The following is a 25,781-nucleotide window of genomic DNA, read 5'->3' as shown; positions in this document are numbered from 1 at the left end:
TCAGGTGTCGATGTCGGCCAGCGCCTCGGAGGTCTGCAGGTCGGCGTACGCCGCCGAATACCGTTGCGCCAGTGCGATCGCGATATCCGGACGCTGCCACAACTCGCCGGCACTCGCGGTGCACATCCACAGCGTGAGCCCGTGCGCCACCGACGCCCGGTAGCGCAACCAGATCTCCCCGAGTGACGGCAACTCGTCGGCGGGCAGGCCGAGCGCATCGCGGTACTCCTCGAGGAGGTGGCGCTCACTGCGGCGCCGGTCCTCGATCGTCAACGCGCCCTGCAGGAAGTACCCGAGGTCCAGCGACCAGTTCCCGCGCCGGGCGACCTGCCAGTCCAGGAAGCCGACCTCACCGCCGGGCAACAGGTAGGTGTTGCCGATGTGCGGATCGCCGTGCAGCAGGGTCTGCGGCGCCTTGGTCAGGCTACGGATGTACGGCTTCCAGATGTCGTCGATGAGTTCACCGATGGTCAAGGCCATCACGACGTCCGGCGCATCGTCGCCGAGCCGTTTCTGGGCCTCGGACAGCGGCGCCGCGCCCATCCCCTCCCACGGGACGAACGGCTCCAGCCAGTCGAGCGCGGGCTCCTCGAGAACCCTTCTCCCCCAATACCGTCCGTGCATCCGCGCCAAGCCGCGCACGCCCGTCGCGGCCTGTTCCACCGTCAGCGGACGGGTGGCGTCACGCGGATCGGCGTCGCGCGCGGTGAGATCCTCCATCACCAGGATGAAGTCCTCGGCGGCCTCGTCGACCAGCGCGGTGAACACGGTCGGGTGTTCCAGCGGCAGGTCCACCCCGCAGGTGAACAACCGCGGTTCGTGGAACAGACCACTGGTGAGCCGCACGAGATCGCGGTGCGCCGGATCGACCGCCTTGACGAACACCGTCTCCGGACCCGACCCCGCCGAGTAGGTCAGGCGCAGGCGCGCACGCCGGTTGGTGCCGTCGTCGCGCAGGTCGACGCCGACCGAGTCGACGACCGCATCCGGATGGTGCGCTGACAGCGCGGCGGTCATCCACTCCGGGGTGATCTCGTCCCAGTCCTTCGGAACGATCAGTGCGGCACTCGTCATCGCACGACCGCCGGCATCGAATCCCAGCCCCGCACAGTCGATGTCGGGGAGAGCGCGGCGTTGGCCATGTCGACATCCCACTCCGGGAAGCGTTTGAGGATCTCCTCGAGGGCGATCCGCCCCTCCAGTCGCGCCAGCGCCGAGCCGAGACAGTAGTGCGTGCCGACGCTGAACGCGAGGTGCTGGCGGGGTTCGCGGTGGATGTCGAAAACGTCACCGTCCGGCGGGAATTGGCGGTGATCGCGGACCGCGGCCCCGATCAGCATCAGCATCACACTGCCCTCGGGAACCGTCTGGCCGTGGATCTCGATGTCGCGGGTCACGTAACGCGCGACGTGCGGGGCGGGCGGCTCGAACCGCAGCAGTTCCTCGACGGCCTGCGGGATGAGGGCCGGGTTGTCGACCAATTCCCTGCGCTGGTCGGGATGTTCGGCCAGCACCTTGGCCGCCCAGCCGATCAACCGCGTCGTGGTCTCGTTACCCGCGCCGGCCACCACGTTGAGGTAGACGAGCAGTTCCTCGCGCCGCAGCCGACGCACGGTCCCGGTCTCGTCGGCGAACTCGACGTTGAGCAGTTCGGTCATGATGTCGTCGGACGGATTGTCCTTGCGCCAGTCGATGTAGGCCTCGAAGACCTCGCCGGTGACCATGCCCTGCTCGGCCGCCGACATCGGCTTACCCGCCTCGGTGCGTAGCTGGGCGTTGCCGTAGTCGCGGATCATCTCCTGGTCGTCTTCGGGGATGCCGAGCAGCGAGCTGATCACCTTCATCGGCATCTGGGCGCCGAAGTCGGTGATGAAGTCGAAGCGCCCGGCTCCCACCAGCGGATCCAGGCTCTGGGCGCAGAACTCGCGGATCTTCGGTTCGAGCGCGTTGATCTTGCGCGGCGTGAACATGCGCGCGAGCAGTTTGCGGTGCACATCGTGGATCGGCGGATCCTCGAAGATCACCGTGCCCGGCGGGATGTCGATGTTGGCCTTGATGAGCTCGATGATGGCGCCGCGCGCGGAGCTGAAGGTCTCGTGGTCCACGAGCGCCCTGCACACGTCGTCGTAGCGGCTCACGGCGTAGAAGTCGTATTGCGTGTTGTAGTACAGCGGCGCCTCCTCGCGGAGGCGTTTGAACATCGGGTAGGGGTCGGCGTTGAGTTCGACGTCGTAGGGATCGAAGTAGGGATCGAAGTAGACGTCGGGGCTGGCACTCACGGTCACGGACAATCCGCCTCTCTGTACGCGCGGTATGGAGCTTACACGCGTAAGCGTGCCTGGAAGCAACAAATTCGCCGACAGATGTAACGCTCAGGTTGAGGCGCGCTGGATCAGTCCGGCGACCTTGCGGGCGTTGGGCTCGTACTCGATCGGGTAGCCGAGTTCGGCCATCATGGCCGCCACCGCGACGTCGACGATCTCTTTGGCGTCGAAGCCGACCGAGGTCAGCGGCGGACCGCTCACCGCGCCGAGAAGGCGCGCGTCGACGCCCATGACGGCCAGGTCGGCGGGGCACCGCAGACCGGCTTCGCGCAGCCCGTGCAACACCACGAACGCCGTCTCGTCGCTCTGCGCGCACACGGCCGTCACACCCTGTTCGACCCATCCGGTCACCACCCGGGCGGCGTCGCTGCCGTCGGTCGCGAGCATCCCCACCGTGAGTTCGGGCAACCCGTGGTCGCGAGCGGCGACCTGCAGGCCGGCGAGCCAGTAGTCACCCAACGGGCGGAGCTTGTCGACATCGGAGTACGCGAACGCGAGCCTGCGGTGACCGCGGTCCTTCAGATGGGTGATCCGCAGTTCACCGATGGACAGGTGCAGATCACCCAGCGCGCGCAACTGTGCGCTGCCGACATGGATCTGCGGGATTCCCGCCGCGTCGGCGGCGGCGAGCGCCGCACCGGTCAGCGGGAACACGCTCGTGACCGCGACCGGGTTCAGATCGTTGATCGCGTCGACGACGTTGCGGTCGTCGTCGGTCTCGAACTGCAGCGACAGGACGATGCCGTGGCGGGCCAGCGCGGTGGTGAGCCGGCTGCCGACCTCCATCGGCAGCTCGCCGAGCGCGATCCGGGGCACGATGTAGAGCACCACCCCGCTACCCCCGACGGCGAGGTTGCGTGCGGCAAGATTCGGCCGGTAGCCCAGCGTCTCGGCGGCCTTGCGCACGGCGTCGCGGGTGCGCGGCGAGATGCGCTGACTCTCGACGTTGTTGAGGACGTAGCTGACGGTGGCCGTCGACACGTTGGCGAGACGGGCCACGTCGGCCTTGGTGGGCCGCGCCGTTCCCCTACCGTTCACCAGCTCATCGTCGCACGTCAGCGGCCAGTGTCGCGGCCAGCGGCCGGCCGGCGGACTCCCGCAGGGTGAGCAGCGTCGCCAGCGATACGACGGCCGCGACGATCAGGTACAGCGCCGGGGCGAGGTTGTTCTCGGTCGTCGCGGTCATCCACGTGACGACGTAGGGCGTCGTCCCGCCGAACGCCGCGACCGACACGTTGTAGCCGATGGAGAACCCGCTGTAGCGCACCCGGGTGGCGAACAGTTCGACGCCGGCGGTGACCGCGGTCGACACGTAGATCGACTCGATGGCCGCCAGCACGCAGTGCGCGGTGATCGCCGCGGCGAGCGAACCGGAATTCAGCAGCAGGAACAGCGGATACGCGAAGATCACGAACGCCACCGCCCCGCCGATCAGCAGCGGACGCCTGCCGATGCGGTCCGACAGCGCGGCCAGCGGCAGGATCAGCACCAGGGCGACCAGACTGGCCAGCGACATCGAGACGAACGCCGCCGTCTTGCCGAATTCGAGGGTCTTGATGAAGTAGGTCGGCAGGAACGTGAACACCACGTAGTAGCCGACGTTGAACACGATGAACAGGCCGATCACCTGCAGGATCGGCCGCCACGCGGTGGTGGCCGCCTCACGCAGCGGCGACGACGCCACCCGGTCGGTCTCCGACAGCGCCGCGAACTCGGGCGTGTCGTCGAGGCGTAACCGGATGTAGAGGCCGACCAGGCCCAGCGGTGCGGCGATCAGGAACGGGATCCGCCAGCCGTAGCTGTCCATCGCCGCGGTGGGCAACAGCGCCTGCAGCACCGTCACCGTCACCGAGCCGAGCAGGAAGCCGACGACACCGGACCAGGCGATGAACGTGACCGTCAACCCGCGGTTGCGGTCACGGGCGTACTCGGCGAGATAGACTGCGCCGCCACCGTATTCGCCGCCCGCGGAGAACCCCTGCAGGCATCGCAGGAACAGCAGCAGCAGCGGTGCGGCGACGCCGATGCTGGCGTAGGTCGGCAGCAGGCCGATGCCGAGCGTGGCCACCGACATCAGCAGGATGACCACCGCGAGCACCCGCTGACGTCCGATCCGGTCGCCGAGCGGGCCGAAGACGAACCCGCCGAGGGGCCGCATGAAGAAGGCCGCGGCGAAGATCGCGAACGTGTTCAGCAGGGCGGCCGTGTCGTTGCCCGCCGGGAAGAACTTGGCGGCGATGAAAGTGGCGAGGAAGCCGTAGATGGCGAAGTCGAACCATTCGACGGCGTTACCGATCGACGCGCCTGCGACCGCTTTGCGGATGGCCGCCGTCTCGGCGGGTGCAGGCGCGGATGTCTGACTCTCCATGGCGAGAGGCACACTACCGCTTATCCGCGTAAGTAGGTGGTCGTTTCAGTCCGTACGCACGACGAGCGTGGGGCTCAGCCGGTCCGCCGGGATCTCGCGACCGGCGGCCAGATCCCTCTCCAGGGCCTCGGCGTAATCGATCAGACCGGCGACGTCGATGCCGTAGGGGCCGGCCGGCGCCGTCGTCAGCCGCCCGACGGCGCGGCGGAGCAGCGCGCGGGCACCGTCGACGTTGCCCCGCTGCACGTGAGTGATGCCGACCATCAGCTGGGCCAGACCCTGCCAGAGCGCCTTCTCGTGGTCTGGTCCGTCCTTCCACGCCGCCTCGAGCACTTCGTGGGCGTTGAACGCGCGTCCGTCGTCGACGAGACGCTGGGCGTAGTCCAGCGTCTCGGCCGGCGGCAGGTGCAGGTCGTCGGGGATGCGGTCGACGCCTTCGCTCCCCGGTGGCAGCGGCCGGCCGAGCGCATCACGCGGGCGACTGTTGCGGGGCCGCCCGGCCTCGTCGCGGTCACGCCCGGACATGCGGATCCTCCTCGGCCGACGCGCGCCGGCGCCAGGCCGCCCAGGCGCCGGTCGACCACAACGCCCAGACCACGAGGACCGGCTGGAAGAGCAGTCGGACAGCGCGGTCGCGGTCGGAGTCGAGGCCGAACGCGTCGGTGTGGGTGAGGTACTGGGAGATGTTGCCCGGGAACACCAGCACGAAGAACGCGGCGGTGATCCAGCCGAGCGGGACCCGCCACCGATGCAGCACGATCAGCGCGACGCCGAGCGCGATCTCCACGACACCCGAGGCGATCACCACGAGGTCGACGTCCAGTGGCAGCCAGGGCGGAACCTGGGCGTAGAAGTCGGTGCGGGCGAACGTCAGGTGACCGATCCCCGCGAAGAGAAGGGACGCGCCGAGAAGCACCCGGGCGGTCAGGCGGAGGAGTGTCACCAGGCCATGGTGCCTGGTCCGGTGACATGGAGTGCGGGCGGAGGGACTCGAACCCACACGCTCTTTCGAGCACGGACACCTAAAGACCGCGCGTATACCTGTTTCGCCACGCCCGCAGCGTGGCCATCGTACCGTCCGAACGCTACGAGCTGTCGGTGGCGGTCTTTACGCTGTGCCCATTACGAGGGAGGCGATGGTGTGGTCAGCGGCTCAATACGATGCGGCGAAGCGCCTCTTCACAATTGGGAAGAACAACAGTCAGATCGCGCGCGAGTTGGGCATACCGCGGACGACCGTACGCGATTGGCGCCGCGACCAGCGGCGGCCGAGGCTCAGTGACGGCACGCCGTGCGGCACCAGTCATGACTTCACAAGCGTTCTCGCGGAGCCCTACTGCTATCTGCTCGGTCTATACCTAGGCGACGGATGCATTTCCCGGAGTGGGCGCGTATGGCGGCTCCGCATCACCTTGGATGACAAATACCCTTCGATCATCACGCGGTGTCGGGAAGCCATCAACTTACTGATGCCGAGCCAACGCGCTGCTTCGCTGCAACGCGCCGGGTGCGTCGAAGTATCGCTTTACTCAAAACACTGGCCGTGCTTCTTTCCCCAGCACGGTGTAGGCCGGAAACACCAACGGGCCATTGTGCTGGAGCCGTGGCAGCAGACACTCGTCGATCAAGCAACCCAAGAGTTTGTAATGGGTCTGATACACAGCGACGGTTGCCGCGTGGTCGCCAACGACCGCGGCGTCGCCAGTATTCGCTACCACTTCTCTAATAGGTCCGAGGACATCCTCGGTTTGTTCACCGCCGCCCTCGACAGCCTCGCGATTCCATGGACCAGGTCGAGCCCACACATCGTCTCCGTCTACCGGAAAGCCGCCACCGCACGTCTCGATGAGTTCGTCGGCCCCAAGGACCAAGCGGTACCGTGGAACCGTGTCCACTACACGGCGTAGGAGACCGGCGCTGATCCTGCTGGTCGTGGCGGCCGCCGCCGGCTGCCTCGCGCTCGCGTGGTGGCAGTGGACCCGCTGGGAGTCGACGACGGGCTCGTTCCAGAACCTCGGCTACGCGCTGCAGTGGCCCATGTTCGCCGGGTTCTGCGTGTACGCGTACTACAAGTTCGTCCGCTACGAAGAAGCCCCGCCCGAGCAGAATCCGCGCGGCGCCCTCACCGAGATCCCGGCCGATCTGCTGCCCGAACGCGGGACGACGGCCGCCGCCCCCGCCCCGGACGACGACCCCGCGCTGCGCGAGTACAACGCCTACCTTGCTGATCTCGCCGAAGCCGACAACGAAGGCAGGACCACACCATGACCGCACCGGAGACGCCCACTACCGCGCCCGCCGGAGTGTCCATCGAGACCATCGCCAAGGCGGTCCGCAACTACCGCATCCTGGCCTGGGCAACCGGTATCTGGCTGATCGTGCTGTGCGCGGAGATGGTGCTCAAGTACATCGTGAAGGTGGACTGGCCGTTCCTGTGGCTGGTCGCCCCCATCCACGGCTGGGTGTACTTCGCCTACCTGTTGTTCACCGCCAACCTCGCGGTGAAGGTGCGCTGGCCGATCGGCAAGACCATCGGCGTGCTGCTCGCCGGCACGATCCCGCTGCTCGGCATCATCGTCGAGCACTACCAGACCAAGAATCTCAAGGCGCGCTTCGGCCTGTGACCGGCCGGACGCCCCGGCGGGCACCGTCGATGTCGTCGCTCAGCCGAGTGACGTAACCGACCAACGCCTCGACGTCGGCGTGGTCCCAGCCGTCGACCGCGCGGCGCAACCCCGCCACCTTGTGAGACCGCTGCCGCCGCAGGCGATCCCGGCCTCCCACGGTGAGCGCGAAGCGTGGCGTGCGCCCCGACCACGCGGGTGGGCTGTCCTGCGCCACCGGTGCGACGAGACCGTCGCGTAGCATGACGAACGCCTCACTGCCCACCGTCGCGGCATCGACGCCCAGCGCGTCGGCGATCTCCTCGACCGATGCGGGCCCGGCCTCCTCGAGATGGGTCAGCAGCACGTAGGTCCGGCGCCCGAGGAACGGCGTCGACGTGCCGTCGGCGTAGGTGCCCAGTGCGGAATGCCGGCCCAGTCGCGTCAGCACCGCCTCGAGATCGTGCACGGGGGGACCCGGTTCGGAGTGCACCTGCGCGATCGCGGGAGCGGGTTTCGGGATGGCCAGCGCGATCAGCCCCGCCACGCCCGCCGCGCAGGCGGCGATGATCAGCGCGGTGTGGAACCCCTCCAGCGACGGGAGCACCCGGCCGGCGAACGACGTGGTCATCCCGGCCAGCACCGCGCCCATCACGGCGCTGGAAACCGAGGTTCCCAGGGACCGGGCCAGGGCGTTGATGCCGTTGGCGGCGGCGGTCTCCGCGATCGGAACCGCCGCGTTGATCAGGGCGGGCAACGAGGCGAATGCGAATCCGACCCCGACGCTGACCGCGACATTGAGGATCAGCACCTCCACGGGACTGTCCAGGAGTTGGAGGCCGGCCAGGTAGGACACCGAGATGATCGCGCATCCGATGACGAGGGTGAGCCGGGGTCCGGTGACCGCCGCGATCCGCGCGGCGATCGGTGCGGACACCATCATCGCCAGCCCGCCGGGCGCCATCCACAGACCTGCGTGCAGCATCGACTGCCCGAGCCCGTACCCGGTCTGCGTCGGCAGTTCGAGCACCTGCGGTGCGACGAGCGACAACGCGAACAGGCCGAAGCCCACGCCCACCGATGCGAGGTTCGTCGTCAGCACCGGCCGACGGACCGTGGTGCGCAGGTCGACGATCGGTGCGGGCGCACGCAGCTGCCACCAGGCGAAGACCGCGAAGATGACGGGTGAGGCAGCGAACAGGCTCACCGTCGTCGTGCTGGTCCACCCCCAGGTCTGCCCCTTGGAGATCGCCAGCAGCAGCGTGGTCAGGCCGCCCGCCAGACCGACCGCACCGAGCAGGTCCACCCGTTCCGAGGTTCGCGATCCGACCGGCGGGACCAGGACGGCGAAGCAGATCAGGGCCGCCGCGCCGAGCCCGGCGGCGAACCAAAACAGCACGTGCCAGTTGAAGTTCTGCGCGATCACCGCCGACAACGGCAGGCCCAGGGCACCACCCACCCCGAGCGAGGCGCTCATGATGCCCATCGCCGAACCCACCCGGTCGGCGGGGACCGCCGCGCGCAGCACGCTGATCCCCAGCGGGATGATCGGCATCCCGAATCCTTGCAGCCCGCGGCCGACGATCACCGGGATGAGCGAGGTGCTGACCGCCGCGATCACCGAACCCGCCGTCAGCAGCGCCGCACAGGTCATCAGCACGGGTTTGGGTCCGTAGATGTCGCCGAGCCGGCCGAACAGCGGCGTCGCGACGGCCGCGGTGAGCAGTGTCGCGGTGATGGCCCAGGATGCGTTGGCCGGACCGGTCCGCAACAGGGTCGGCAGTTCCGGGATCAGCGGGATGATCAGCGTCTGCATCAGCGACACGCTGATGCCTGCGGCCGCGAGGACGGCGACGAGCACGTTCGGGCGGACCCGGGCGGCCACCGCCGCCGCATCCGCCGCTGACGTCTCCACACCGTGCCGAGCCACGACGGGGATGCTACCCATTAGGTTATCTATCTAAAACCTCGCGGCGGCGTGATCTCAGCCGCCGAGCTCCCGTAGCGCCGGGACCAGCTGGGCGAGCGCGCGACCGCGGTGGGACGCGGCGTCCTTTTCGGCGGGCGTCAACTCGGCGGCCGTGCGATCGGAGTCCTCGGGCAGGAACACCGGGTCGTAGCCGAACCCGCCCTCCCCGCGCGGCGCCCGGGTGATCGCCCCGCGCCACACGCCGCGGACCACCACCTCGTGCGTGCCGTCGACCAGCGCGCAGGCCGAGACGAAACCTGCGCCGCGCCGCTCGTCGGGAACGTCGCGCAACTGCGCGAGCAGCAGTGCGGAGTTCGCAGCGTCCTGCCCATGGGTGCCGGCCCAGCGCGCCGACAGCACGCCCGGCATCCCGTTGAGCGCGTCCACCTCGAGCCCGGAGTCGTCGGCGATGGTGGCGATACCCGTCGCGCGGAACGCGTCGCGCGCCTTGGCCAACGCGTTCTCCTCGAACGTCGCCCCGGTCTCGGGCGCCTCGTCGAACGGTGCGACGTCGTCGAGCGAGAGCAGGGTCAGCCCGGACACCCCCGCGGTGTCGAGCACCCGCCGAAGCTCGGCCAGCTTCTTGCGGTTGCGTGAGGCCACCAACAGTTGCGTCAGCTTCCGAACGCCTTCTTCGGCGGCGACGTCGGCTCGGGGAGCGCACCGGGATACGGCGCGTCGAGGGCTTCGCGTTGCACGACGAACAGCTGGTCGCAGGAGGCGAGCGCGAGGTCGAGCAGCTTGTCCAGCGTCGAGCGCGGGAACGTCGCCCCCTCACCGGTGCCCTGGATCTCCACCAGCGTGCCGGTGTCGGTGGCGACGACGTTCATGTCGACCTCGGCGCGCGAATCCTCCGAGTACGGCAGGTCCACGCGGACCCGGCCGTCGACGACGCCGACGCTGACCGCGGCGATCGCACACGACAGCGGCCGCGGATCGGACAGCTTCTCGGCCGCGGCGAGGTAGGTCACGGCATCGGCGAGCGCGACGTACGCACCGGTGATCGCCGCGGTGCGGGTGCCGCCGTCGGCCTGCAGCACATCGCAGTCGATCGCGATCGTGTTCTCCCCCAACGCATTCAGATCGATGCACGCACGCAGCGACCGGCCGATCAACCGGCTGATCTCCTGGGTGCGGCCACCGACCCGGCCCTTGACCGATTCGCGGTCGGAGCGATCGTGCGTGGCGGCGGGCAGCATCGCGTACTCGGCGGTGAGCCAGCCCTGCCCCGTTCCCTTACGCCAGCGCGGCACTCCCTCGGTGACGCTGGCCGTGCACATCACGCGGGTCTCACCGAACTCGACCAGCACCGAACCGGCGGGATGCGAGGTGAAACCGCGGGTGATGCGCACCGGACGCAACTCGTCGTCAAGCCGACCGTCTTCTCGTCTGGACACGGGCCAACCCTAACCGGTGGCCCCGTCAGCGATGCGTGACGTCGAACGACTCGTTGCACACCACGGCGTGCACGGGACCGTCGAACTCCGCCTTGGCCTCGCTGATCACGTCCTCGCGTGAGGTCCACGGCGGGATGTGGGTCAGCAGCAGTTCGCCGACCCCGGCGAGCGCCGCCGCCCGGCCGGCCTCCGTACCCGACAGATGCAGTCCGGGCGGATGCTCCGGCGAATGCGTCCACGACGCCTCGCAGAGGAACACATCGGCCCCGCGGGCGAGTTCGATGAGCGGATCGCAGAACCCGGTGTCACCGCTGTAGACGAACGTCGCGCCGGACGGGTCGGTCAGGCGCATCCCGTAGGACTCGGTGGGGTGGCAGACCAGTCGCGGCAGCACCGACAGCGCCCCGATCTGCACGGCGGAGTTGTCCGACCAGTTCCGCACCTCGAAGATGTCGGAGATGTCGTCGATCTCGCCGCCCTCCGGTGAGGATGCGGCGCCCAACCGGGCCCACGTGTTGGCCGGACCGTAGAGCACCCCGCGATCCGGAGCCGGCGACGGGTGGTACCTGCGCCACACGAACAACCCGGGCAGGTCCAGACAGTGGTCGGCGTGCAGATGGCTCAGCAGCACGTACACCGAGTTGGGGTCGGCGTGGCGCTGCAGCGCGCCCAGCACGCCGCCACCGAAATCGAGCACCAGCGGCGGGGTGTCGGGCGCGGTCACCAGGTATCCGGACGCCGGCGAATCAGGCCCGACGACACTGCCGGAGCAACCGAGTACGGTGATTCGCACGCCCACTAGCTTGCCATGCCCATTACCCCGTTGACGAAAACATCGCCGGGTTTCCCGTCCCCGGCCACGGGTGCGGCGATCCTCAAGCCTCGATGCGGCGTTGCACGGGCCGCACCCCGTTCAGGCTCGGGCCGAGGAAGCGGGTCGCCAGGGTCGCGAAAGCCTCAGGGTCGCCGGTGGATTCGAACACCCGGGTGGCCGGGGTGGCCCCCGGATCGGCCGGATGCGGGCGAAGCAGGTCCAGTTCGGTCAGCACCCGCAGCAGATCCTTGGCGGTCTCCTCCGCGCTGGACACCAGGGTGACCTGATCGCCCATCGCGAGCTGGATCAGACCCGACAGCATCGGGTAGTGCGTGCACCCGAGCACGAGGGTGTCGACGTCCGCGCGCTGCAGCGGTTCGAGGTACCCCTCGGCCAGTCCGAGGACCTGTCGTCCGCTGGTGACGCCGCGTTCGACGAAGTCGACGAACCGGGGACACGCGACGCCGATGACCTCGATGTCGCGGGCGGCGGCGAACGCGTCCTGGTAGGCGCCCGACGCGATGGTCGCCGCCGTGCCGATCACCCCGATGCGGCCGTTTCGGGTGGTGGCCACCGCCCGGCGCACCGCAGGCAGGATCACCTCCACCACCGAAACCGGCGCGTAGCGCTCGCGGGCGTCGCGCAGACACGCCGACGACGCCGTGTTGCAGGCGATCACCAGTGCCTTGACGCCGCGCTCGACGAGGTCGTCGCCGATCGCGAGGGCATGGGCGCGGATCTGCGGGATCGTCAGCGGGCCGTACGGCCCGTTGCCGGTGTCCCCGACGTAGACGATGTCCTCGTCGGGCAGCTGGTCGATGATCGCCCGCGCGACCGTGAGCCCCCCGACACCGGAATCGAAGATCCCGACGGGCAGCAGCCGATCGTCCACCGCGTCGGTCACGAGGTCAGGTACGGCGGAGCGGTCCGCGACCGGCGAAGTTCGCGGGCCTTGCGTTCCGGACTGGACAGGACGTAGGCGGCGACGACCCCGGCGACCGCACCGCACAGGTGTCCCTGCCAGGACACTCCCGGGGTGCCGGGCAGCACGCCGAGCAGGATGCCGCCGTAGACGAACAACACGATGACCCCGACGACGATCTCCCAGGCCTTGCGCGTGAAGAAGCCGAACACGATCAGGAAGGCCAGCCAGCCGAAGATCAGGCCGGACGCACCGATGTGGTTGACCTCGCAGCGCACGCCGACATAGGGGCAGTGCGTGCCGAGGTTCCCGATCAGCCAGGTGCCGAGGCCGCCGAGGATCCACACGATGGCCGTCGCGTAGATGAACCGGGACAGCCCGGCCAGGGTCATCAGGAACCCGAGCACCAGCGCGGGACCGGTGTTGGCGAGCAGGTGTTGCCAGTCGGCGTGCAGCAGCGGCGAGAAGACGATGCCCCACAGGCCGTCGGTCTCCAGCGGGCGGATGCCGTTCTCGTCGAGCCGGTGCCCGGTGAGCGAATCGACCAGTTCGATGACGTAGAGCAGGACGACGAAGCTGACGATCGTGGCGCCGCCGACGATCCAGGCGGGCCGCTTGCTGGACGGCGCCGGGTACGCGGGAGACCCCGTCGGCCCCGTCACGCCCATAGCTGCCCTTCCAACGCGTCCTCTGCGTCGTCGAGGCTACCGGTGTACGCACCGGTCGACAGATACTTCCAGCCGGCGTCACACACGGTGAACGCGATGTCGGCGCGTTCGCCCGCCTTGATCGCCTTGGCGGCCATCCCCAGCGCGGCGTGCAGGATCGCCCCGGTCGAGACACCCGCGAAGATCCCCTCCTTGGTGACCAGTTCGCGGGTCCGCTTGATCGCGTCGAACGACCCCACGGAGAACCGGGTGGTCAGCACGTCGGGGTCGTACAGCTCGGGGATGAAGCCCTCGTCGATGTTGCGCAGCGCGTAGACGCCTTCGCCGTAGCGCGGCTCGGCGGCCACGATCTGCACACCCGGCACCTTCTCGCGCAGGAACCGGCCGGTGCCCATCAGCGTCCCCGTGGTGCCCAGACCCGCGACGAAGTGGGTGATCTCGGGCAGGTCGGCGAGCAGTTCGGGTCCCGTGCCGTAATAGTGCGCATCGGCGTTCGCGGGGTTGCCGTACTGGTAGAGCATCACCCAATCCGGGTTGGCCGCCGCCAGTTCCTTGGCGTGCGCGACGGCGGTGTTGGAGCCGCCTTCGGCCGGCGAGAAGATGATGCGGGCGCCGTAGAGTTCGAGCAACTGCCTGCGCTCGATCGAGGTGTTCTCCGGCATCACGCAGATCATCTGGTAGCCCTTGAGCAGCGCGGCCATCGCCAGCGAGATCCCGGTGTTGCCGCTGGTGGGTTCCAGGATCGTCGAACCGGGGTGCAGCAGCCCGTCGCGCTCGGCCTGTTCGATCATCCGCAGCGCGGGCCGGTCCTTGATCGAACCGGTCGGGTTGCGGTCCTCGAGTTTGGCCCACAGCCGCACATGCGGTCCGTTCTCGTCGTCATCCCATCTCGGCGACAGGTGCGGGCACCCCACCAGCGGGGTGTTGCCGAGGGCCTCGAGCACCGAGTCGTAACGCGCCAAGGTCACCCACCTGCCACGGCGGGCAGGATCGTCACCGAGTCCCCGTCGGAGATCGGGGTGTCGAGTCCACCCGAGAAACGCACATCCTCGTCGTTGACGTAGATGTTGACGAACCGGTGCAGCTTGCCCGGCTTGTCGGGGTCCACGAGCCGCTCGGAGATGCCGGAGTAGTTGGCCTCGAGGTCGCCGATGACGTCGGCAAGGGTGCCGCCGGAGGCGCTGACGCGCTTCTCCCCGCCGGTGTGGGTGCGCAGGATGGTCGGGATGGACACCGAAACGGTCATGTGACGGACTCCTTCGATTCTCGGTAAGCGTGATTTCAGTAGGTGTCGACGATCTTGACGGGCTCTTCGCTCACCACGCCGTCGACGATGCGGTAGCTGCGTAGTTCGTGTTCGTCCGGGTCGCGGGTGGACACCAGGACGTAGTGGGCGTCGGGTTCGGACGCCAGCGCGATGTCGGTACGGCTCGGGTAGGCCTCGGTGCCGGTGTGCGAGTGGTAGATCACCACCGGCACCTCGTCGGCCTCGTCCATCGAGCGCCACACCTTGAGCTGCTCCATCGAGTCGAACCGGTAGAACGTCGGCGACCGTTCCGCGTTGAGCATCGCGACGTGCCGTTCGGGCCGGTCGGACCCCTCCGGGCCGGCGATGACGCCGCACGCCTCGTCCGGATGGTCGGCGCGGGCGTGCGCGACCATGGCGTCGACCAGATCGGCACGGATCACCAGCACTGCACTCCCCTATCGCTGCACGGACTTCTCACCCGAACGCTCCGGGCAACAGGTCCCGGTACGTCGGTATTCCGGCCGCACCCTCGGCGGCCAGCACGCCGACCATCACGGCGCGGGCCAGACAGTCGGCCGCGGCCGCCCCGATCGCGGTCATCAGCGGCACCTCGGGTGACATCGACGCCGGTGTGGTGGGGTCGGGAGGCACCTCGACGGCACCGGTGGCCAGTGCGAACACCGTATCCCCGTCGAGTGGGGTGTGACACGGCCGCAGGGTGCGGGCCAGCCCGTCGTGCGCGGCGACCGCCACCCGGCGGCAGCCCGCCGGGCTGAGTGCGGCATCGGTGGCGACCACGGCGATCGTGGTGTTGAGCGGGCTGAGCTCCTGATGGCGGCCCGCATAGGCCGCGATCTGGTCGGCGGGCGGGTCGACGAGTCCGAACTCACGCCGGTACTCGGCCATCCACGGCAGTCCGGTCGCGGTGTCGAAGGCCTCGCCGGCCGAGTTGACGACGACGATCGCGCCGACCGTCACCCCGCCGTCGAGGATCACCGAGGCCGTCCCCACCCCGCCCTTGAGGACGCCGGCCCGCGCCCCGACCCCCGCGCCGACGGTCCCCACCGCGACGTCGACACCGGCGCTCGCGGCGGCGGCGTAGCCGAACTCCGCGGTCGGCCGGCACGCCCAGCCGCCGACCGGCAGATCGAAGATCACCGCGGCGGGCACGATCGGCACCACGCCGCCGTCGAGCGCCACCCCGCGGCCCTGCTCCTCGAGCCACGTCATCACGCCGTCGGCGGCGGCCAGCCCGTAGGCGCTGCCGCCGGTGAGCACGACGGCGTCGGCATGGCGCACCGAATTGCTCGGATCCAGCAGATCGGTCTCCCGGGTCCCCGGCGCACCGCCGCGACCGTCGACGGCCCCGACGGTGCCCGGTGGGGTGAGCACGACCGTGGTGCCGCTGGCCCACCCGCTGCCCAGGGCGGCGTCGGCGTCCAAGCGGTCGTGGTGGCCGACCAGGATGCCCCCGACGTCGGTGATCGATCCGCTCATCGCAGGGGTTTCCCCACCAGGCTGAGCACGAGGTACTCCTGCAGCACCGTCAGCCACTGGTACACGTCCACATGTCCGGCCATCGGATGGTCCGGGGGCAGTTCGTCGCTGCCCATGGCGTCGATGTCGAGCATCGTCCCCAGGGCCAGCCGGACGTCGTTGACGGCGGCGGCCCAGGCGTGCGCATCGTCCTCGGTGAGCTCGAACCGCCCGCCGCCGGCCGGCAGGGTGTCCAATAGCCGTTGTGCCGCATCGCGTTTGACGGCCAGGATCTCCGGTTCGTGCAGGCTGCGCAACGCACTGTTGAGGCTCTCCGCGGTACCGGACCCGGCCGGGTGATCGGTGGCCGCACGGAAGAAGTCCGGCAGCAGCCGTTTCATCGTGGCATCCTGCGGCGGTGCGTTGTGCCCCGTGCGCATCCCGGTGATCTCCTCGAGTTCGTCTGCGGGAGCGGACGATTCACGTTCGTCGAGCATGCCCTTCACCGAGCTGACCAGGCTCTGCAGCAGTGCCGCCTCGTGCGGTTCCAGCGCGGACCGGAACCTCGCACCGTCGGCGGTCTGCACACGCTTCCATTTGCGCACTCCAGCGTCCCCGTCAGCGATCCTGCTGCATGGTCGCCCACAGCCCCGCGGCGTGCAGCTTGGACACGTCGACCTCCATGGACTCCCGGCTGCCCGCCGATACGACGGCCTTGCCCTCGTTGTGCACCTGCAGCATCAGCTTGGTGGCGTGCGGTTCGCTGTACCCGAACAGCTTCTGCAGGACGTAGGTCACGTAGGTCATGAGATTCACCGGATCGTCCCAGACGATGGTCACCCAGGGTGCGTCGGTGGCCTCGTCCTGATCCGGCACCGTGGCCACGTCTCGCTGCTCGCGGGTTCCCGGGGCTTTCGCCGGTGTGACCATGCCCGTCAGGATACCGGGGCGGCCATCCGGGTTACGGTGGCAGCTGTGACAGCCGCGCTGCTGACCGACAAATACGAGCTGACAATGCTGGCAGCCGCGCTGCGCGACGGGACCGCACACCGGCGCGCGACGTTCGAGATCTTCGCCCGGCGGCTGCCCGACGGTCGCCGGTACGGCGTGGTGGCCGGCACCGCCCGGTTGGTCGAGGCGTTGCGCGAGTTCACCTTCGACGACACGGCGCTGGCCGCCGTCGCCGACTTCCTCGACGACGAGACCCTGGGGTACCTCGCCGGGTACCGCTTCGGCGGCGACATCGACGGCTACCCGGAGGGCGAGCTGTTCTTCCCGGGCTCGCCGGTGCTGTCGGTGCACGGCACGTTCGCCGAGTGCGTGGTGCTCGAGACGTTGGCGCTGTCGATCTTCAACCACGACAGCGCGATCGCCGCGGCCGCCGCCCGGATGGCCACCGCGGCCGACGGCCGACCGCTCATCGAGATGGGGTCGCGGCGCACCCATGAGCAGGCGGCCGTGGCCGCCGCCAGGGCGGCCTATCTGGCGGGATTCGCCGGCAGTTCGAATCTCGAGGCGCAGCGCCGTTACGGGGTGCCCGCCATGGGGACCAGCGCCCACGCCTTCACGCTGCTGCACACCACCGCCGACGGGCCCGACGAGGTGGCCGCGTTCCGGGCCCAGGTCGAGGCCCTGGGAGTGGACACCACGCTGTTGGTCGACACCTACGACATCACCGCGGGCGTCGCCAACGCCGTCGAGGCGGCCGGTCCGCGGTTGGGTGCGGTGCGCATCGACTCCGGCGACCTCGGTGTGCTGGCCCGCCAGGTGCGCGCCCAACTCGACGGCCTCGGCGCGACCGGGACCCGCATCGTGGTGTCCGGCGACCTCGACGAGTTCTCGATCGCCGCCCTGCGCGCCGAACCGGTCGACTTCTACGGAGTCGGCACCTCGCTGGTCACCGGCTCCGGCGCACCGACGGCGGGCATGGTCTACAAACTCGTCGAGGTCGACGGCCTGCCCGTCGAGAAACGCAGCAGCCACAAGGAATCCCACGGCGGACGCAAACAGGCGGCCCGGCTGGCGAAACCGTCCGGCACCATCGTCGAGGAGGTGGTGCACCCGTTCGGTTCCCCACCTGAGGCCACCGCCGGTTACGACCTGCGCCCGCTGACGGTGCCGCTGGTCCGCGACGGTGAACCGGTCGGCGACGTCGACCTCGCCGCCGCGCGTGAGCGGGTCGTCGCCGGACTGCACAGCCTGCCGTGGGACGGGCTGAAACTGTCCCGCGGCGAACCGGCGATCCCGACCCGCATGATGGCCCCTGTCCGCGGCGCCGGACGACCCTAGGAGTGGCCACGGGTAACGACGACGCCGGCGAAGGCGTCACCGATCTGTTGGCCGCGGCCGTCGCTGCGGTGGGCGGTGCCGAGCGGCCCGGTCAGGTCGAGATGGCCAGGGCCGTGGCGACGGCGTTCGACACCGGCCGGCACCTTGCGGTGCAGGCCGGCACCGGCACCGGCAAGTCGCTGGCCTATCTCGTGCCCGCGATCGCCCACGCGATCGCCGTCGACGAACCGGTCGTGGTGTCGACCGCCACGATCGCCCTGCAGCGCCAGCTCGTCGACCGCGACCTGCCCCGCCTCGCCGACGCCCTGAGCGGTTCGCTGCCGCGCCGACCGCAGTTCGCGTTGCTCAAGGGCCGTGGAAACTACCTGTGTCTCAACAAGATCCACAACGGGAGCACCGGAATCGGCGACGCCCCCGACGACCGGCCCCAGGAGGAGCTCTTCGACGCGGTCGCGGCCACCGCCCTGGGCCGAGACGTGCAGCGGCTGACCAAGTGGGCGTCGGACACCGAGACCGGTGACCGCGACGAACTGCGACCCGGCGTCCCCGAGCGGTCGTGGCGTCAGGTCAGCGTGTCGGCGCGGGAGTGCATCGGCGTCTCCCGATGCCCGTACGGCACCGACTGCTTCGCCGAGAAGGCCCGCGAGAAGGCGGCCGACGTGGACGTGGTGGTGACCAACCACGCGCTGCTGGCGATCGATGCGATCTCCGATGCCGCGGTGCTGCCCGAACACAGCGCGGTGGTGATCGACGAGGCGCACGAACTGGCCGACCGGGTGACGTCGGTGGCGACCGGTGAGCTCTCGGCGACCTCGCTGGGCATCGCCCACCGCCGGGTGGCGCGGCTGGTCGAGGGTGAGCTCGCGGATCGGCTGGAGGCCGCCGTCGCCACCGTGTCGTCGGCCATCCACGACGGCACGCCCGGACGCATCGACCGCCTCGACGACGAGCTGGCCACCTACCTGACCGCGCTGCGCGACGCGGCCGACCGGGCCCGGTCGGCGATCGACACCGCACCGAGCGATCCGAAGGCCGCCGCCGCGCGGACCGAGGCGGTGACCGCGCTGAGCGATGTCAGCGACACCGCCAACCGGATCCTGGACTCCTTCGTTCCGGCCATCCCCGACCGCGTCGACGTCGTGTGGCTGGACCACGAGGGCGGCGGCGCCGGTTCGGTCAGCGCGATCCTGCGGGTGGCGCCGCTGTCGGTGGCCGGGCTGCTGCGCACCCGGCTGTTCGAGCACGCGACCACGGTGCTGACGTCGGCGACGCTGACCGTGGGCGGCAACTTCGAGGCGATGGCCCGGGCCTGGGGGCTGGCCGACACCAAGTGGCACGGACTCGACGTCGGCTCACCGTTCGACCATGCCAAGGCCGGGATCCTCTACGTCGCCGCCCACCTCCCGCCGCCGGGCCGCGACGGCACCGGTTCGGCCGAACAGCTCAAGGAGATCGAGGCCCTGATCACCGCCGCGGGCGGACGCACGCTGGGCCTGTTCTCCTCCATGCGGGCGGCGAAGGCCGCCGCGGAGGTGATGCGCGACCGGCTCGACACGCCGGTGCTGTGCCAGGGTGAGGACACCACCTCGGCGCTGGTGGAGCGGTTCGCCGACGATCCGCAGACCTCGCTGTTCGGCACGCTGTCGCTGTGGCAGGGCGTCGACGTGCCGGGGCCGTCGCTGTCGCTGGTGCTCATCGACCGGATCCCGTTCCCGCGGCCCGACGATCCGTTGCTGACGGCCAGGCAGCGGGCGGTGACCGCACACGGCGGCAACGGTTTCATGGCCGTCGCGGCGTCACACGCCGCACTGCTGCTCGCCCAGGGGGCCGGCCGGTTGCTGCGGCGCACCGACGACCGCGGTGTGGTCGCGGTCCTGGACTCGCGCATGGCGACGGCCCGCTACAGCGGTTACCTACGCGCCTCGCTGCCGCCGTTCTGGGCCACCACCGACCCGGCCCGGGTGCGCGCGGCGCTCGAACGCCTCCGCGCCGGGTCCTGACGTCACTATCCTTCGAACGAAGTGACACGGAAAGGCGCCAGCATGAGCCGACGGCGGGTGTTCGGCGTCCAGGTCACCGCGGCGGCGGTGCTGGTGGTCGCCGGCTGCTCGACCACGCTGCAGGGCCGTCCGGTATCGGTGTTCGACGACCCGTTCCGGGTGGCCGGCATGGTGGCCACCGACGGGCCGACGGGTCTGCGCCCGGATGCCGAGGCCCCCGGCCGCGACGTCGTGGGCTCCGACGGCGGTGACATCGACAAGCTCGCCGCGGCGGCGGTCAGCGACGTCGAGGAGTTCTGGACGCAGGCCTATCCGGAGACGTTCGCCGGTGAACAGTTCACCCCGATCGAGACGCTGATGTCGTGGAACTCAAGCGAATTCGACGGGATGTTCTGCGGCATCGACACCATCGACCTGGTCAACGCCGGGTTCTGCCTCGAGGAGAACACGATCGGGTGGGACCGTGGTGAACTCCTGCCCGCACTGCGGGCCGCGAACGGGGACATGGGTGTGGCGATGGTGCTCGCCCACGAGTACGGGCACACGATCGTGCGCCAGGCCGAGCTCAACGATCCCGACACCCCGGTGCTGGTGCCCGAACAGCAGGCGGACTGTTTCGCCGGGGCCTACATGCGCTGGGTGGCCGAGGGGTCGTCGCCGCGCTTCACCCTGAGCACCGCCGACGGTCTCAACGGTGTGTTGTCGGCCGTCATCGCGTTCCGCGACCCGTTGTTCAGCGAGGGCGATCTGTTCGCCGCGCTCGACGAACACGGTTCGGCGTTCGAACGCGTCTCGGCCTTCCAGTTCGGCTTCACCGACGGCCCGTCGTCGTGTGCGGCGATCGACCTGCGCGAGATCGGCCAGCGGCGCGGCGATCTGCCGGTGCTGCTCGCCGAGGACCAGACCGGCGAACTGCCCGTCACCGCCGAGTCCGTGCGGTCGATCGTCGACGCGCTGACCATCACGTTCGAACCCGCCCGCCCGCCGCAACTCGACTTCGACGCCGACGCCGCGCAGACCTGCCCGGACGCGCGCCCGAGCCCGCCGGTGTCCTACTGCCCGGCCACCGGCAGGCTCGTCGTCGACCTCGCCGAACTGCAGATCATGGGCGCCCCGCAGGAGGAGGTCGACACCAACGGGCTGGCGAACGGCGACAACACGGCGTACTCGGTGCTGATGTCGCGGTATCTGCAGGCGGTGCAGCGCGAGCAGGGTCTGGTGCTCGACACCGCCGAGGCGGCCCTGCGCACCGCCTGCCTGACGGGGGTCGCCACCTCGTTGCTGTCGCGCGACGTCACCACCCCCGACGGGAGCACTATCGCGCTGACGGCCGGCGACCTCGACGAGGCGGTCTCGGGCATCCTGACCAACGGGCTGGCCGCCAGCGACGTCAACGGCGATTCGGTGCCGTCGGGGTTCTCCCGGATCGACGCCTTCCGGGTCGGGGTGCTCGGCGACGAACAGCGGTGCCTGACCCGCTTCCCGTAGGGGTCAGACAACCTTGGTGGTGCCGTACCACGCGAGCACCGCTTCGGACATCTCGGTCTCGTGGGTCAGGATGGCGTATGACCGGATGAACGACTGCCCGACGCAGCCGTCGATCTTGATGCGGAAGTTGCTGACCATCACCCACGGCGCGGCGCCGGTGAACTCCTTCTCGGTCACCGGGACGACGTTGATGATGCCGGGTTTGAGGCCGACGGTGACACCGCCGCCGATGTTGCCGCCGATGCCCGGCAGGATGCCGTCGGGGATCGGTGAGATGACATCGGTCCCGATCACGCCGAGCGACGGGTTCAACCCCGCGGTCCCGGTCAGCGACACGCCGTTGGACGTGCTCATGTCGATGCCGCAACCGATTTCGTAGCCGACCTCGAGGACGCCGGTCGGCGGGTCGGCGGCGTCGGGGCCTGCGAGGTCACCGGAGAAGGTGCCGCCCACGACGTACTCACGCGACGACAGCGCGGTGGTCAGCGGCGGGATCACCGCCTGGGTCTCGTCTTTCGCCGACAGCGTGAGCGTCCAGCCGTCGGGGGTCCCGGTGTGCGAGGGCGGCGTCGAGGGAACCGCACCCTCGGGCGGCGGCGGCGCGGCATCACCGGCCACGGGTTCGGCGGCGGGCTGGGCCCATCCGTATGCAGGTTGGGCGGTTGCCAGCAGACCGCAGATCGCCAGCACCGTGAAGCCGCGTTGCCACACCGTTGTAGCCCCCTAGCTGACTAGACGCACTAACCGAGGAACCTACATGGCGGTGGGTGGAGGTTCGACGTGCGTCCCGGTCAGTCGGGCATCCGCAGGACGAAGCCGGACTCCAGCGCGACCCACAGGCCGCCGTCGGGGCCGAACGCCAGACCGTGCGGTTCACTGCCGGGCGGCAGGTCGAAGGTCTCGATGTCGCCGTCGGCGCTGACCCGGGCCAGCCGGTCGGCGCCCCACAGGCTCACCCACACGCCGCCGGAAGGGTCGGCGACCACGGCGTGCGGCTTGCCGGGCAGGTCGATCTCCTGCAGTGCCCCGTCGAGTGGGATGCGGCCGAGTTTGTCGGCGAGGATCTCGGTGAACCAGATCGCGTCGTCGTGGGTGGCGGTGATGCCCACCGGGCCGGCCCCGCGGGTGGGCAGTTCGCGCATCGTCACCCCGTCGCGGGGATGCAGTCGACCGATTGCGTTGCCCTGGTTGAGGGTGAACCACACCGCGTCGTCGGGTCCGCGGGTGATCATCGACGGGGTTCCGCCGACCGACGCCCACCCGCTGGTCTCGCCGTCGACGGTGATGCGTCCGATACCGCCCGACCCCATCTCGGTGAACCACAGGGCGCCGTCGGCGCCTGCGCAGATGCCGAACGGCGCGCTGCCCTCGCTGAGCGGGAACTCGGTGAGTTCCCCTGCGGTGGTGAGGCGCCCGATCCGGTCGTCGCCGTTGCGGGTGAACCACAGCGCCCCGTCGGGTCCGGCCGAGATCAGCGACGGGCGGGAGCCGTCGGCCACCGGGAAGCGATCGACCGCTCCGTCGGCCCCCACCCGGGCGATCGCACCGTCGTGCACGAGCGTCACCCACATCGCCCCGTCGGGTCCGGCCGCCAGGGCGTAGGGGCCGCCCGCGATCTCGCGGATCAGGCTCACGCCAGCGCGACCAGGCCGAGTTCGTTGTCGGCGGCCAGCAGCCGATGGTGCGGCAGCACGCGAACGGTGTAGCCCACCGGCCCGGCCACCGGCAGCGGCGTCGTCGTCGCGAAGACCTCCCTGCCGTCGTCGGCGGTGCCGGTGTGCTCCATCGGTGCCGTCACCGGATCGAGCAACGTGTCGCTCGCGTCGACGCGGCCCAGGACCGCCTGCACGGACACCTCGTCGGGCCGCAGACCGGCCAGCGCCACCGTCGCGGTCAACGTCAACTCGGAATTGATCAGCGGGGTGTCGGGCAGTCCGGAGCTGTCCACGTCGGTGATCTCGAGCTTCGGCCACGCCGCCTGCACCCGGCGCCGGTAGGCGGCCAATTCGCTCGCCGCGCCGAACGTCACCCCGTCGGCGTCCTCGACGGTGCGCCGCAGCGACTGCGCGGCGGGGGCGTAGTACTTCTCGGTGTAGTCGCGCACCATGCGGGAGGCCAGCACCTTCGGGCCCAGCACCCTGAGGGTGTGGCGGACCATCTCGACCCAGCGGATCGGGATGCCGTGTTCGTCGCGCTCGTAGAACTTGGGGGCCACCGATTGTTCGACGAGGTCGTAGAGCGCGGCCGCCTCCAGATCGTCGCGGCGCGCCTCGTCGGCCAGTCCGTCGGCGGTCGGGATCTCCCATCCGTTCTCACCGTCGAACCACTCGTCCCACCAGCCGTCGCGGATGGACAGGTTCAACCCGCCGTTGAGCGCGCTCTTCATCCCCGACGTGCCGCACGCCTCCAGCGGGCGCAGCGGGTTGTTCAGCCACACGTCGCAGCCGTAGTACAGCTGCCTCGCCATCGACATGTCGTAGTCCGGCAGGAACGCGATGCGGTGGCGGACGTCGTGACGGTCGGCGAACCGGACCACCTGCTGGATGAGCGCCTTTCCGCCGTCGTCGGCGGGGTGCGACTTACCCGCCACGATCAGCTGCATCGGCCGCTCCTTGTCGAGAAGCAGCTTCTCCAGCCGTGCCGGATCGCGCAGCATCAGCGTCAACCGCTTGTAGGTGGGCACCCGGCGCGCGAACCCGATCGTCAGCACGTCCGGGTCGAATGCGGTTGCGATCCAACCCAATTCAGCCTCGGCGGCGCCGCGCTCGAGCCAGGACCGGCGCAGCCGTGCGCGGACGTCGTCGACCAGCGCCCGGCGCAGCTGCGAACGGATCCACCACAGGTGACCCGGATCCACCTCCTGCAGGCGCTCCCACGTGGCGGTCTCGCGCAGCAGTCCGAGGTCGTGGCTGCCGAGGAGTTCGCGACCGAGTTCGAGCCACTGCGGTGCGGCCCACGTGGGGGCGTGCACACCGTTGGTGATCGAGCCGATCGGCACCTCGTTCGGATCGAACCCCGGCCAGAGTTCGTTGAACATCTCCCGGCTGACCTGTCCGTGCAGCAGTGAGACGCCGTTGGCCCGCTGGGCCAGCCGCAGACCCATGTGGGCCATGTTGAACTTCGACGGATCGTCCTCGGCGCCGAACGCGACGATCCGGTCCAGCGGCACCCCCGGCAGCAGGTGCGAGCCGCCGAAGTACCGCTTGATCATCTCCACCGGGAACCGGTCGATACCCGCGGGCACGGGGGTGTGCGTGGTGAACACCGTCGAGGACCGCACGACGGTGAGCGCGGTGTCGAAATCCAGTCCGGCGTCGATCAATTCGCGGATGCGCTCCACCCCGAGGAATCCGGCGTGGCCCTCGTTCATGTGGAACACCTCCGGTGAGGGCAACCCCTCCACCTCGGTGAACGCGCGGATCGCGCGGACGCCGCCGATACCGGCGAGGATCTCCTGTTTGATCCGGTGCTCCTGATCGCCGCCGTAGAGGCGGTCGGTGACGCCGCGCAGTTCGTGTTCGTTCTCCGGGATGTCGGAGTCGAGCAGCAGCAAGGGAATCCGCCCGACCTGCGCCACCCAGACCCGCGCGCGCAGGGTGGCGTCGTCGGGCAGCTCGAGTTCGACGAGCACCTGGTTGTCGTCGGCGTCGGTCAGCAGCCGCAGCGGCAGCCCCTGCGGATCCAGCGACGGATAATTCTCGTGCTGCCACCCGTCGGCGGTCAACGACTGCCGGAAGTAGCCGGAGCGGTAGTACAACCCGACGGCGATCAGCGGCAGCCCCAGGTCGGACGCGGACTTGAGGTGGTCGCCGGCCAGGATGCCCAGACCGCCGGAGTAGTTCGGCAGCACCTCGGCCACGCCGAACTCCATCGAGAAGTAGGCGATCCCGTTGGGCAGCACCTCACCCTGTTCGAGCTGCTGCTGATACCACAGCGGCCGGCTCAGGTAGTCGTCGAGATCGGCGGCCAGCCCGTCGAGTCGGCGCACGAACGATTCGTCGCGGGCGAGTTCGTCGAGCCGGCCCGGCTTCACACCGCCGAGCAGCGCGACCGGATCGCAGCCGATCTGCTGCCACAGTTTCGGGTCGATGTCGGCGAACAGATCCTGGGTCGGTTTGTCCCACGACCAGCGGAGGTTGATCGAAAGCCGCTCCAGCGCGGCAAGCCGGTCGGGAAGGTGTGCTCGGACGGTGAACCTGCGCAGGGCTTTCACG

The 25,781-nt window shown here is 69.7% G+C and carries 27 protein-coding genes and 1 tRNA gene; 6 read left to right on the top strand and 22 right to left on the bottom strand.

Annotated features, from left to right (window positions below):
• From G6N49_RS03895 to G6N49_RS03865, 7 genes are all read right to left on the bottom strand, one after another.
• Positions 1-1,074: a phosphotransferase gene (locus tag G6N49_RS03895; RefSeq protein WP_011561213.1), complete on the bottom strand. Its 1,074-nt coding sequence runs from the start codon at positions 1,072-1,074 to the stop codon at positions 1-3.
• Entirely contained in the window at positions 1,071-2,285 is a 1,215-nt protein-coding gene (locus tag G6N49_RS03890; protein WP_011856310.1) for a cytochrome P450, read from the bottom strand. Before G6N49_RS03890 ends, G6N49_RS03895 begins: the two co-directional genes overlap by 4 nt.
• An 87-nt stretch (positions 2,286-2,372) precedes the next feature.
• The gene (locus tag G6N49_RS03885) at positions 2,373-3,362 is read right to left on the bottom strand and encodes a LacI family DNA-binding transcriptional regulator (protein ID WP_011856311.1); all 990 of its coding nucleotides are present in this window, start codon (positions 3,360-3,362) and stop codon (positions 2,373-2,375) included.
• A 4-nt stretch (positions 3,363-3,366) separates the two neighbouring features.
• The gene (locus G6N49_RS03880) at positions 3,367-4,692 is read right to left on the bottom strand and encodes an MFS transporter (RefSeq protein WP_011856312.1); all 1,326 of its coding nucleotides are present in this window, start codon (positions 4,690-4,692) and stop codon (positions 3,367-3,369) included.
• A gap of 45 nt (positions 4,693-4,737) precedes the next feature.
• Positions 4,738-5,217, bottom strand: coding sequence for a DUF309 domain-containing protein (locus tag G6N49_RS03875; RefSeq protein WP_011561217.1), 480 nt, complete (start codon positions 5,215-5,217; stop codon positions 4,738-4,740).
• Positions 5,204-5,635 carry a DoxX family protein gene (locus G6N49_RS03870; protein ID WP_011856313.1) on the bottom strand — a complete coding sequence of 144 codons (432 nt, stop codon included), beginning with the start codon at positions 5,633-5,635 and terminating at the stop codon, positions 5,204-5,206. The genes G6N49_RS03875 and G6N49_RS03870 overlap by 14 nt, the downstream gene beginning before the upstream one ends.
• Positions 5,636-5,667: 32 nt before the next feature.
• Positions 5,668-5,751, bottom strand: a tRNA-Leu gene (locus tag G6N49_RS03865).
• Positions 5,752-5,828: 77 nt separating this feature from the next.
• Here G6N49_RS03865 and G6N49_RS03860 point away from each other — a divergent pair.
• The 3 genes from G6N49_RS03860 to G6N49_RS03850 are packed head-to-tail and all read left to right on the top strand — an operon-like array spanning position 5,829 to position 7,316.
• A complete protein-coding gene (locus G6N49_RS03860) occupies positions 5,829-6,599 on the top strand; it encodes a helix-turn-helix domain-containing protein (RefSeq protein ID WP_011561219.1) in 771 nt (256 codons plus the stop codon).
• A complete protein-coding gene (locus G6N49_RS03855; RefSeq protein ID WP_011856314.1) occupies positions 6,580-6,960 on the top strand; it encodes a hypothetical protein in 381 nt (126 codons plus the stop codon). Before G6N49_RS03860 ends, G6N49_RS03855 begins: the two co-directional genes overlap by 20 nt.
• Positions 6,957-7,316 carry a DUF3817 domain-containing protein gene (locus G6N49_RS03850; protein WP_011561221.1) on the top strand — a complete coding sequence of 120 codons (360 nt, stop codon included), beginning with the start codon at positions 6,957-6,959 and terminating at the stop codon, positions 7,314-7,316. Before G6N49_RS03855 ends, G6N49_RS03850 begins: the two co-directional genes overlap by 4 nt.
• Here the strand turns inward: G6N49_RS03850 and G6N49_RS03845 are convergent.
• From G6N49_RS03845 to clpS, 12 genes are all read right to left on the bottom strand, one after another.
• Positions 7,294-9,225: an MFS transporter gene (locus G6N49_RS03845; protein ID WP_011856315.1), complete on the bottom strand. Its 1,932-nt coding sequence runs from the start codon at positions 9,223-9,225 to the stop codon at positions 7,294-7,296. The two genes, G6N49_RS03850 and G6N49_RS03845, sit on opposite strands and share 23 nt — an antisense overlap.
• Positions 9,226-9,279: 54 nt before the next feature.
• On the bottom strand, positions 9,280-9,882 hold the full coding sequence (gene rdgB, locus G6N49_RS03840) for an RdgB/HAM1 family non-canonical purine NTP pyrophosphatase (protein ID WP_041925106.1): 603 nt from the start codon (positions 9,880-9,882) through the stop codon (positions 9,280-9,282).
• Positions 9,879-10,661, bottom strand: coding sequence for a ribonuclease PH (gene rph / locus G6N49_RS03835; protein ID WP_011561224.1), 783 nt, complete (start codon positions 10,659-10,661; stop codon positions 9,879-9,881). Before rph ends, rdgB begins: the two co-directional genes overlap by 4 nt.
• Positions 10,662-10,686: 25 nt before the next feature.
• Entirely contained in the window at positions 10,687-11,460 is a 774-nt protein-coding gene (locus G6N49_RS03830) for a cyclic nucleotide-degrading phosphodiesterase (protein ID WP_011561225.1), read from the bottom strand.
• A gap of 76 nt (positions 11,461-11,536) precedes the next feature.
• On the bottom strand, positions 11,537-12,367 hold the full coding sequence (gene murI / locus G6N49_RS03825; protein ID WP_085976303.1) for a glutamate racemase: 831 nt from the start codon (positions 12,365-12,367) through the stop codon (positions 11,537-11,539).
• Between the two features lie 8 nt (positions 12,368-12,375).
• Complete coding sequence (locus tag G6N49_RS03820; RefSeq protein WP_011561227.1) at positions 12,376-13,065, bottom strand: rhomboid family intramembrane serine protease; 690 nt, start codon at positions 13,063-13,065, stop codon at positions 12,376-12,378.
• Positions 13,056-14,027: a PLP-dependent cysteine synthase family protein gene (locus G6N49_RS03815; protein ID WP_011856318.1), complete on the bottom strand. Its 972-nt coding sequence runs from the start codon at positions 14,025-14,027 to the stop codon at positions 13,056-13,058. Before G6N49_RS03815 ends, G6N49_RS03820 begins: the two co-directional genes overlap by 10 nt.
• Before the next feature lie 2 nt (positions 14,028-14,029).
• Positions 14,030-14,311: a MoaD/ThiS family protein gene (locus G6N49_RS03810; RefSeq protein WP_011561229.1), complete on the bottom strand. Its 282-nt coding sequence runs from the start codon at positions 14,309-14,311 to the stop codon at positions 14,030-14,032.
• A 35-nt stretch (positions 14,312-14,346) separates the two neighbouring features.
• Positions 14,347-14,760 (bottom strand): M67 family metallopeptidase, encoded by a 414-nt coding sequence (locus G6N49_RS03805; RefSeq protein WP_011561230.1) that lies wholly within the window; start codon positions 14,758-14,760, stop codon positions 14,347-14,349.
• Between the two features lie 28 nt (positions 14,761-14,788).
• A complete protein-coding gene (locus tag G6N49_RS03800; RefSeq protein ID WP_011561231.1) occupies positions 14,789-15,811 on the bottom strand; it encodes a P1 family peptidase in 1,023 nt (340 codons plus the stop codon).
• Positions 15,808-16,395, bottom strand: coding sequence for an oxidative stress transcriptional regulator AosR (aosR, locus tag G6N49_RS03795; RefSeq protein ID WP_011561232.1), 588 nt, complete (start codon positions 16,393-16,395; stop codon positions 15,808-15,810). The genes G6N49_RS03800 and aosR overlap by 4 nt, the downstream gene beginning before the upstream one ends.
• Before the next feature lie 13 nt (positions 16,396-16,408).
• Complete coding sequence (clpS, locus tag G6N49_RS03790; RefSeq protein ID WP_041309779.1) at positions 16,409-16,720, bottom strand: ATP-dependent Clp protease adapter ClpS; 312 nt, start codon at positions 16,718-16,720, stop codon at positions 16,409-16,411.
• A 36-nt stretch (positions 16,721-16,756) separates the two neighbouring features.
• Here clpS and G6N49_RS03785 point away from each other — a divergent pair, with 36 nt between their 5' ends.
• Genes G6N49_RS03785 through G6N49_RS03775 form a run of 3 tightly spaced genes read left to right on the top strand, consistent with a single transcriptional unit; the run spans position 16,757 to position 21,567 of the window.
• Complete coding sequence (locus tag G6N49_RS03785) at positions 16,757-18,079, top strand: nicotinate phosphoribosyltransferase (RefSeq protein ID WP_011561234.1); 1,323 nt, start codon at positions 16,757-16,759, stop codon at positions 18,077-18,079.
• A gap of 2 nt (positions 18,080-18,081) precedes the next feature.
• Positions 18,082-20,079 carry an ATP-dependent DNA helicase gene (locus G6N49_RS03780; RefSeq protein WP_011856319.1) on the top strand — a complete coding sequence of 666 codons (1,998 nt, stop codon included), beginning with the start codon at positions 18,082-18,084 and terminating at the stop codon, positions 20,077-20,079.
• Between the two features lie 42 nt (positions 20,080-20,121).
• Entirely contained in the window at positions 20,122-21,567 is a 1,446-nt protein-coding gene (locus G6N49_RS03775) for a neutral zinc metallopeptidase (protein WP_083045560.1), read from the top strand.
• Between the two features lie 3 nt (positions 21,568-21,570).
• Here G6N49_RS03775 and G6N49_RS03770 read toward each other — a convergent pair whose 3' ends face one another.
• The 3 genes from G6N49_RS03770 to G6N49_RS03760 form a co-directional block, all read right to left on the bottom strand.
• The gene (locus G6N49_RS03770; RefSeq protein ID WP_011856321.1) at positions 21,571-22,278 is read right to left on the bottom strand and encodes an MspA family porin; all 708 of its coding nucleotides are present in this window, start codon (positions 22,276-22,278) and stop codon (positions 21,571-21,573) included.
• Between the two features lie 80 nt (positions 22,279-22,358).
• Positions 22,359-23,201, bottom strand: coding sequence for a virginiamycin B lyase (locus G6N49_RS03765; protein ID WP_011856322.1), 843 nt, complete (start codon positions 23,199-23,201; stop codon positions 22,359-22,361).
• Complete coding sequence (locus tag G6N49_RS03760; RefSeq protein WP_011856323.1) at positions 23,198-25,780, bottom strand: glycosyltransferase family 1 protein; 2,583 nt, start codon at positions 25,778-25,780, stop codon at positions 23,198-23,200. Before G6N49_RS03760 ends, G6N49_RS03765 begins: the two co-directional genes overlap by 4 nt.
• Position 25,781: the final 1 nt, after the last annotated feature.

Source organism: Mycolicibacterium monacense (assembly GCF_010731575.1).
Lineage (GTDB): Bacteria > Actinomycetota > Actinomycetes > Mycobacteriales > Mycobacteriaceae > Mycobacterium > Mycobacterium monacense.
The sequence above is the reverse complement of the archived record's forward strand: the minus strand, read 5'-3'. Positions and strand labels throughout refer to the sequence as shown.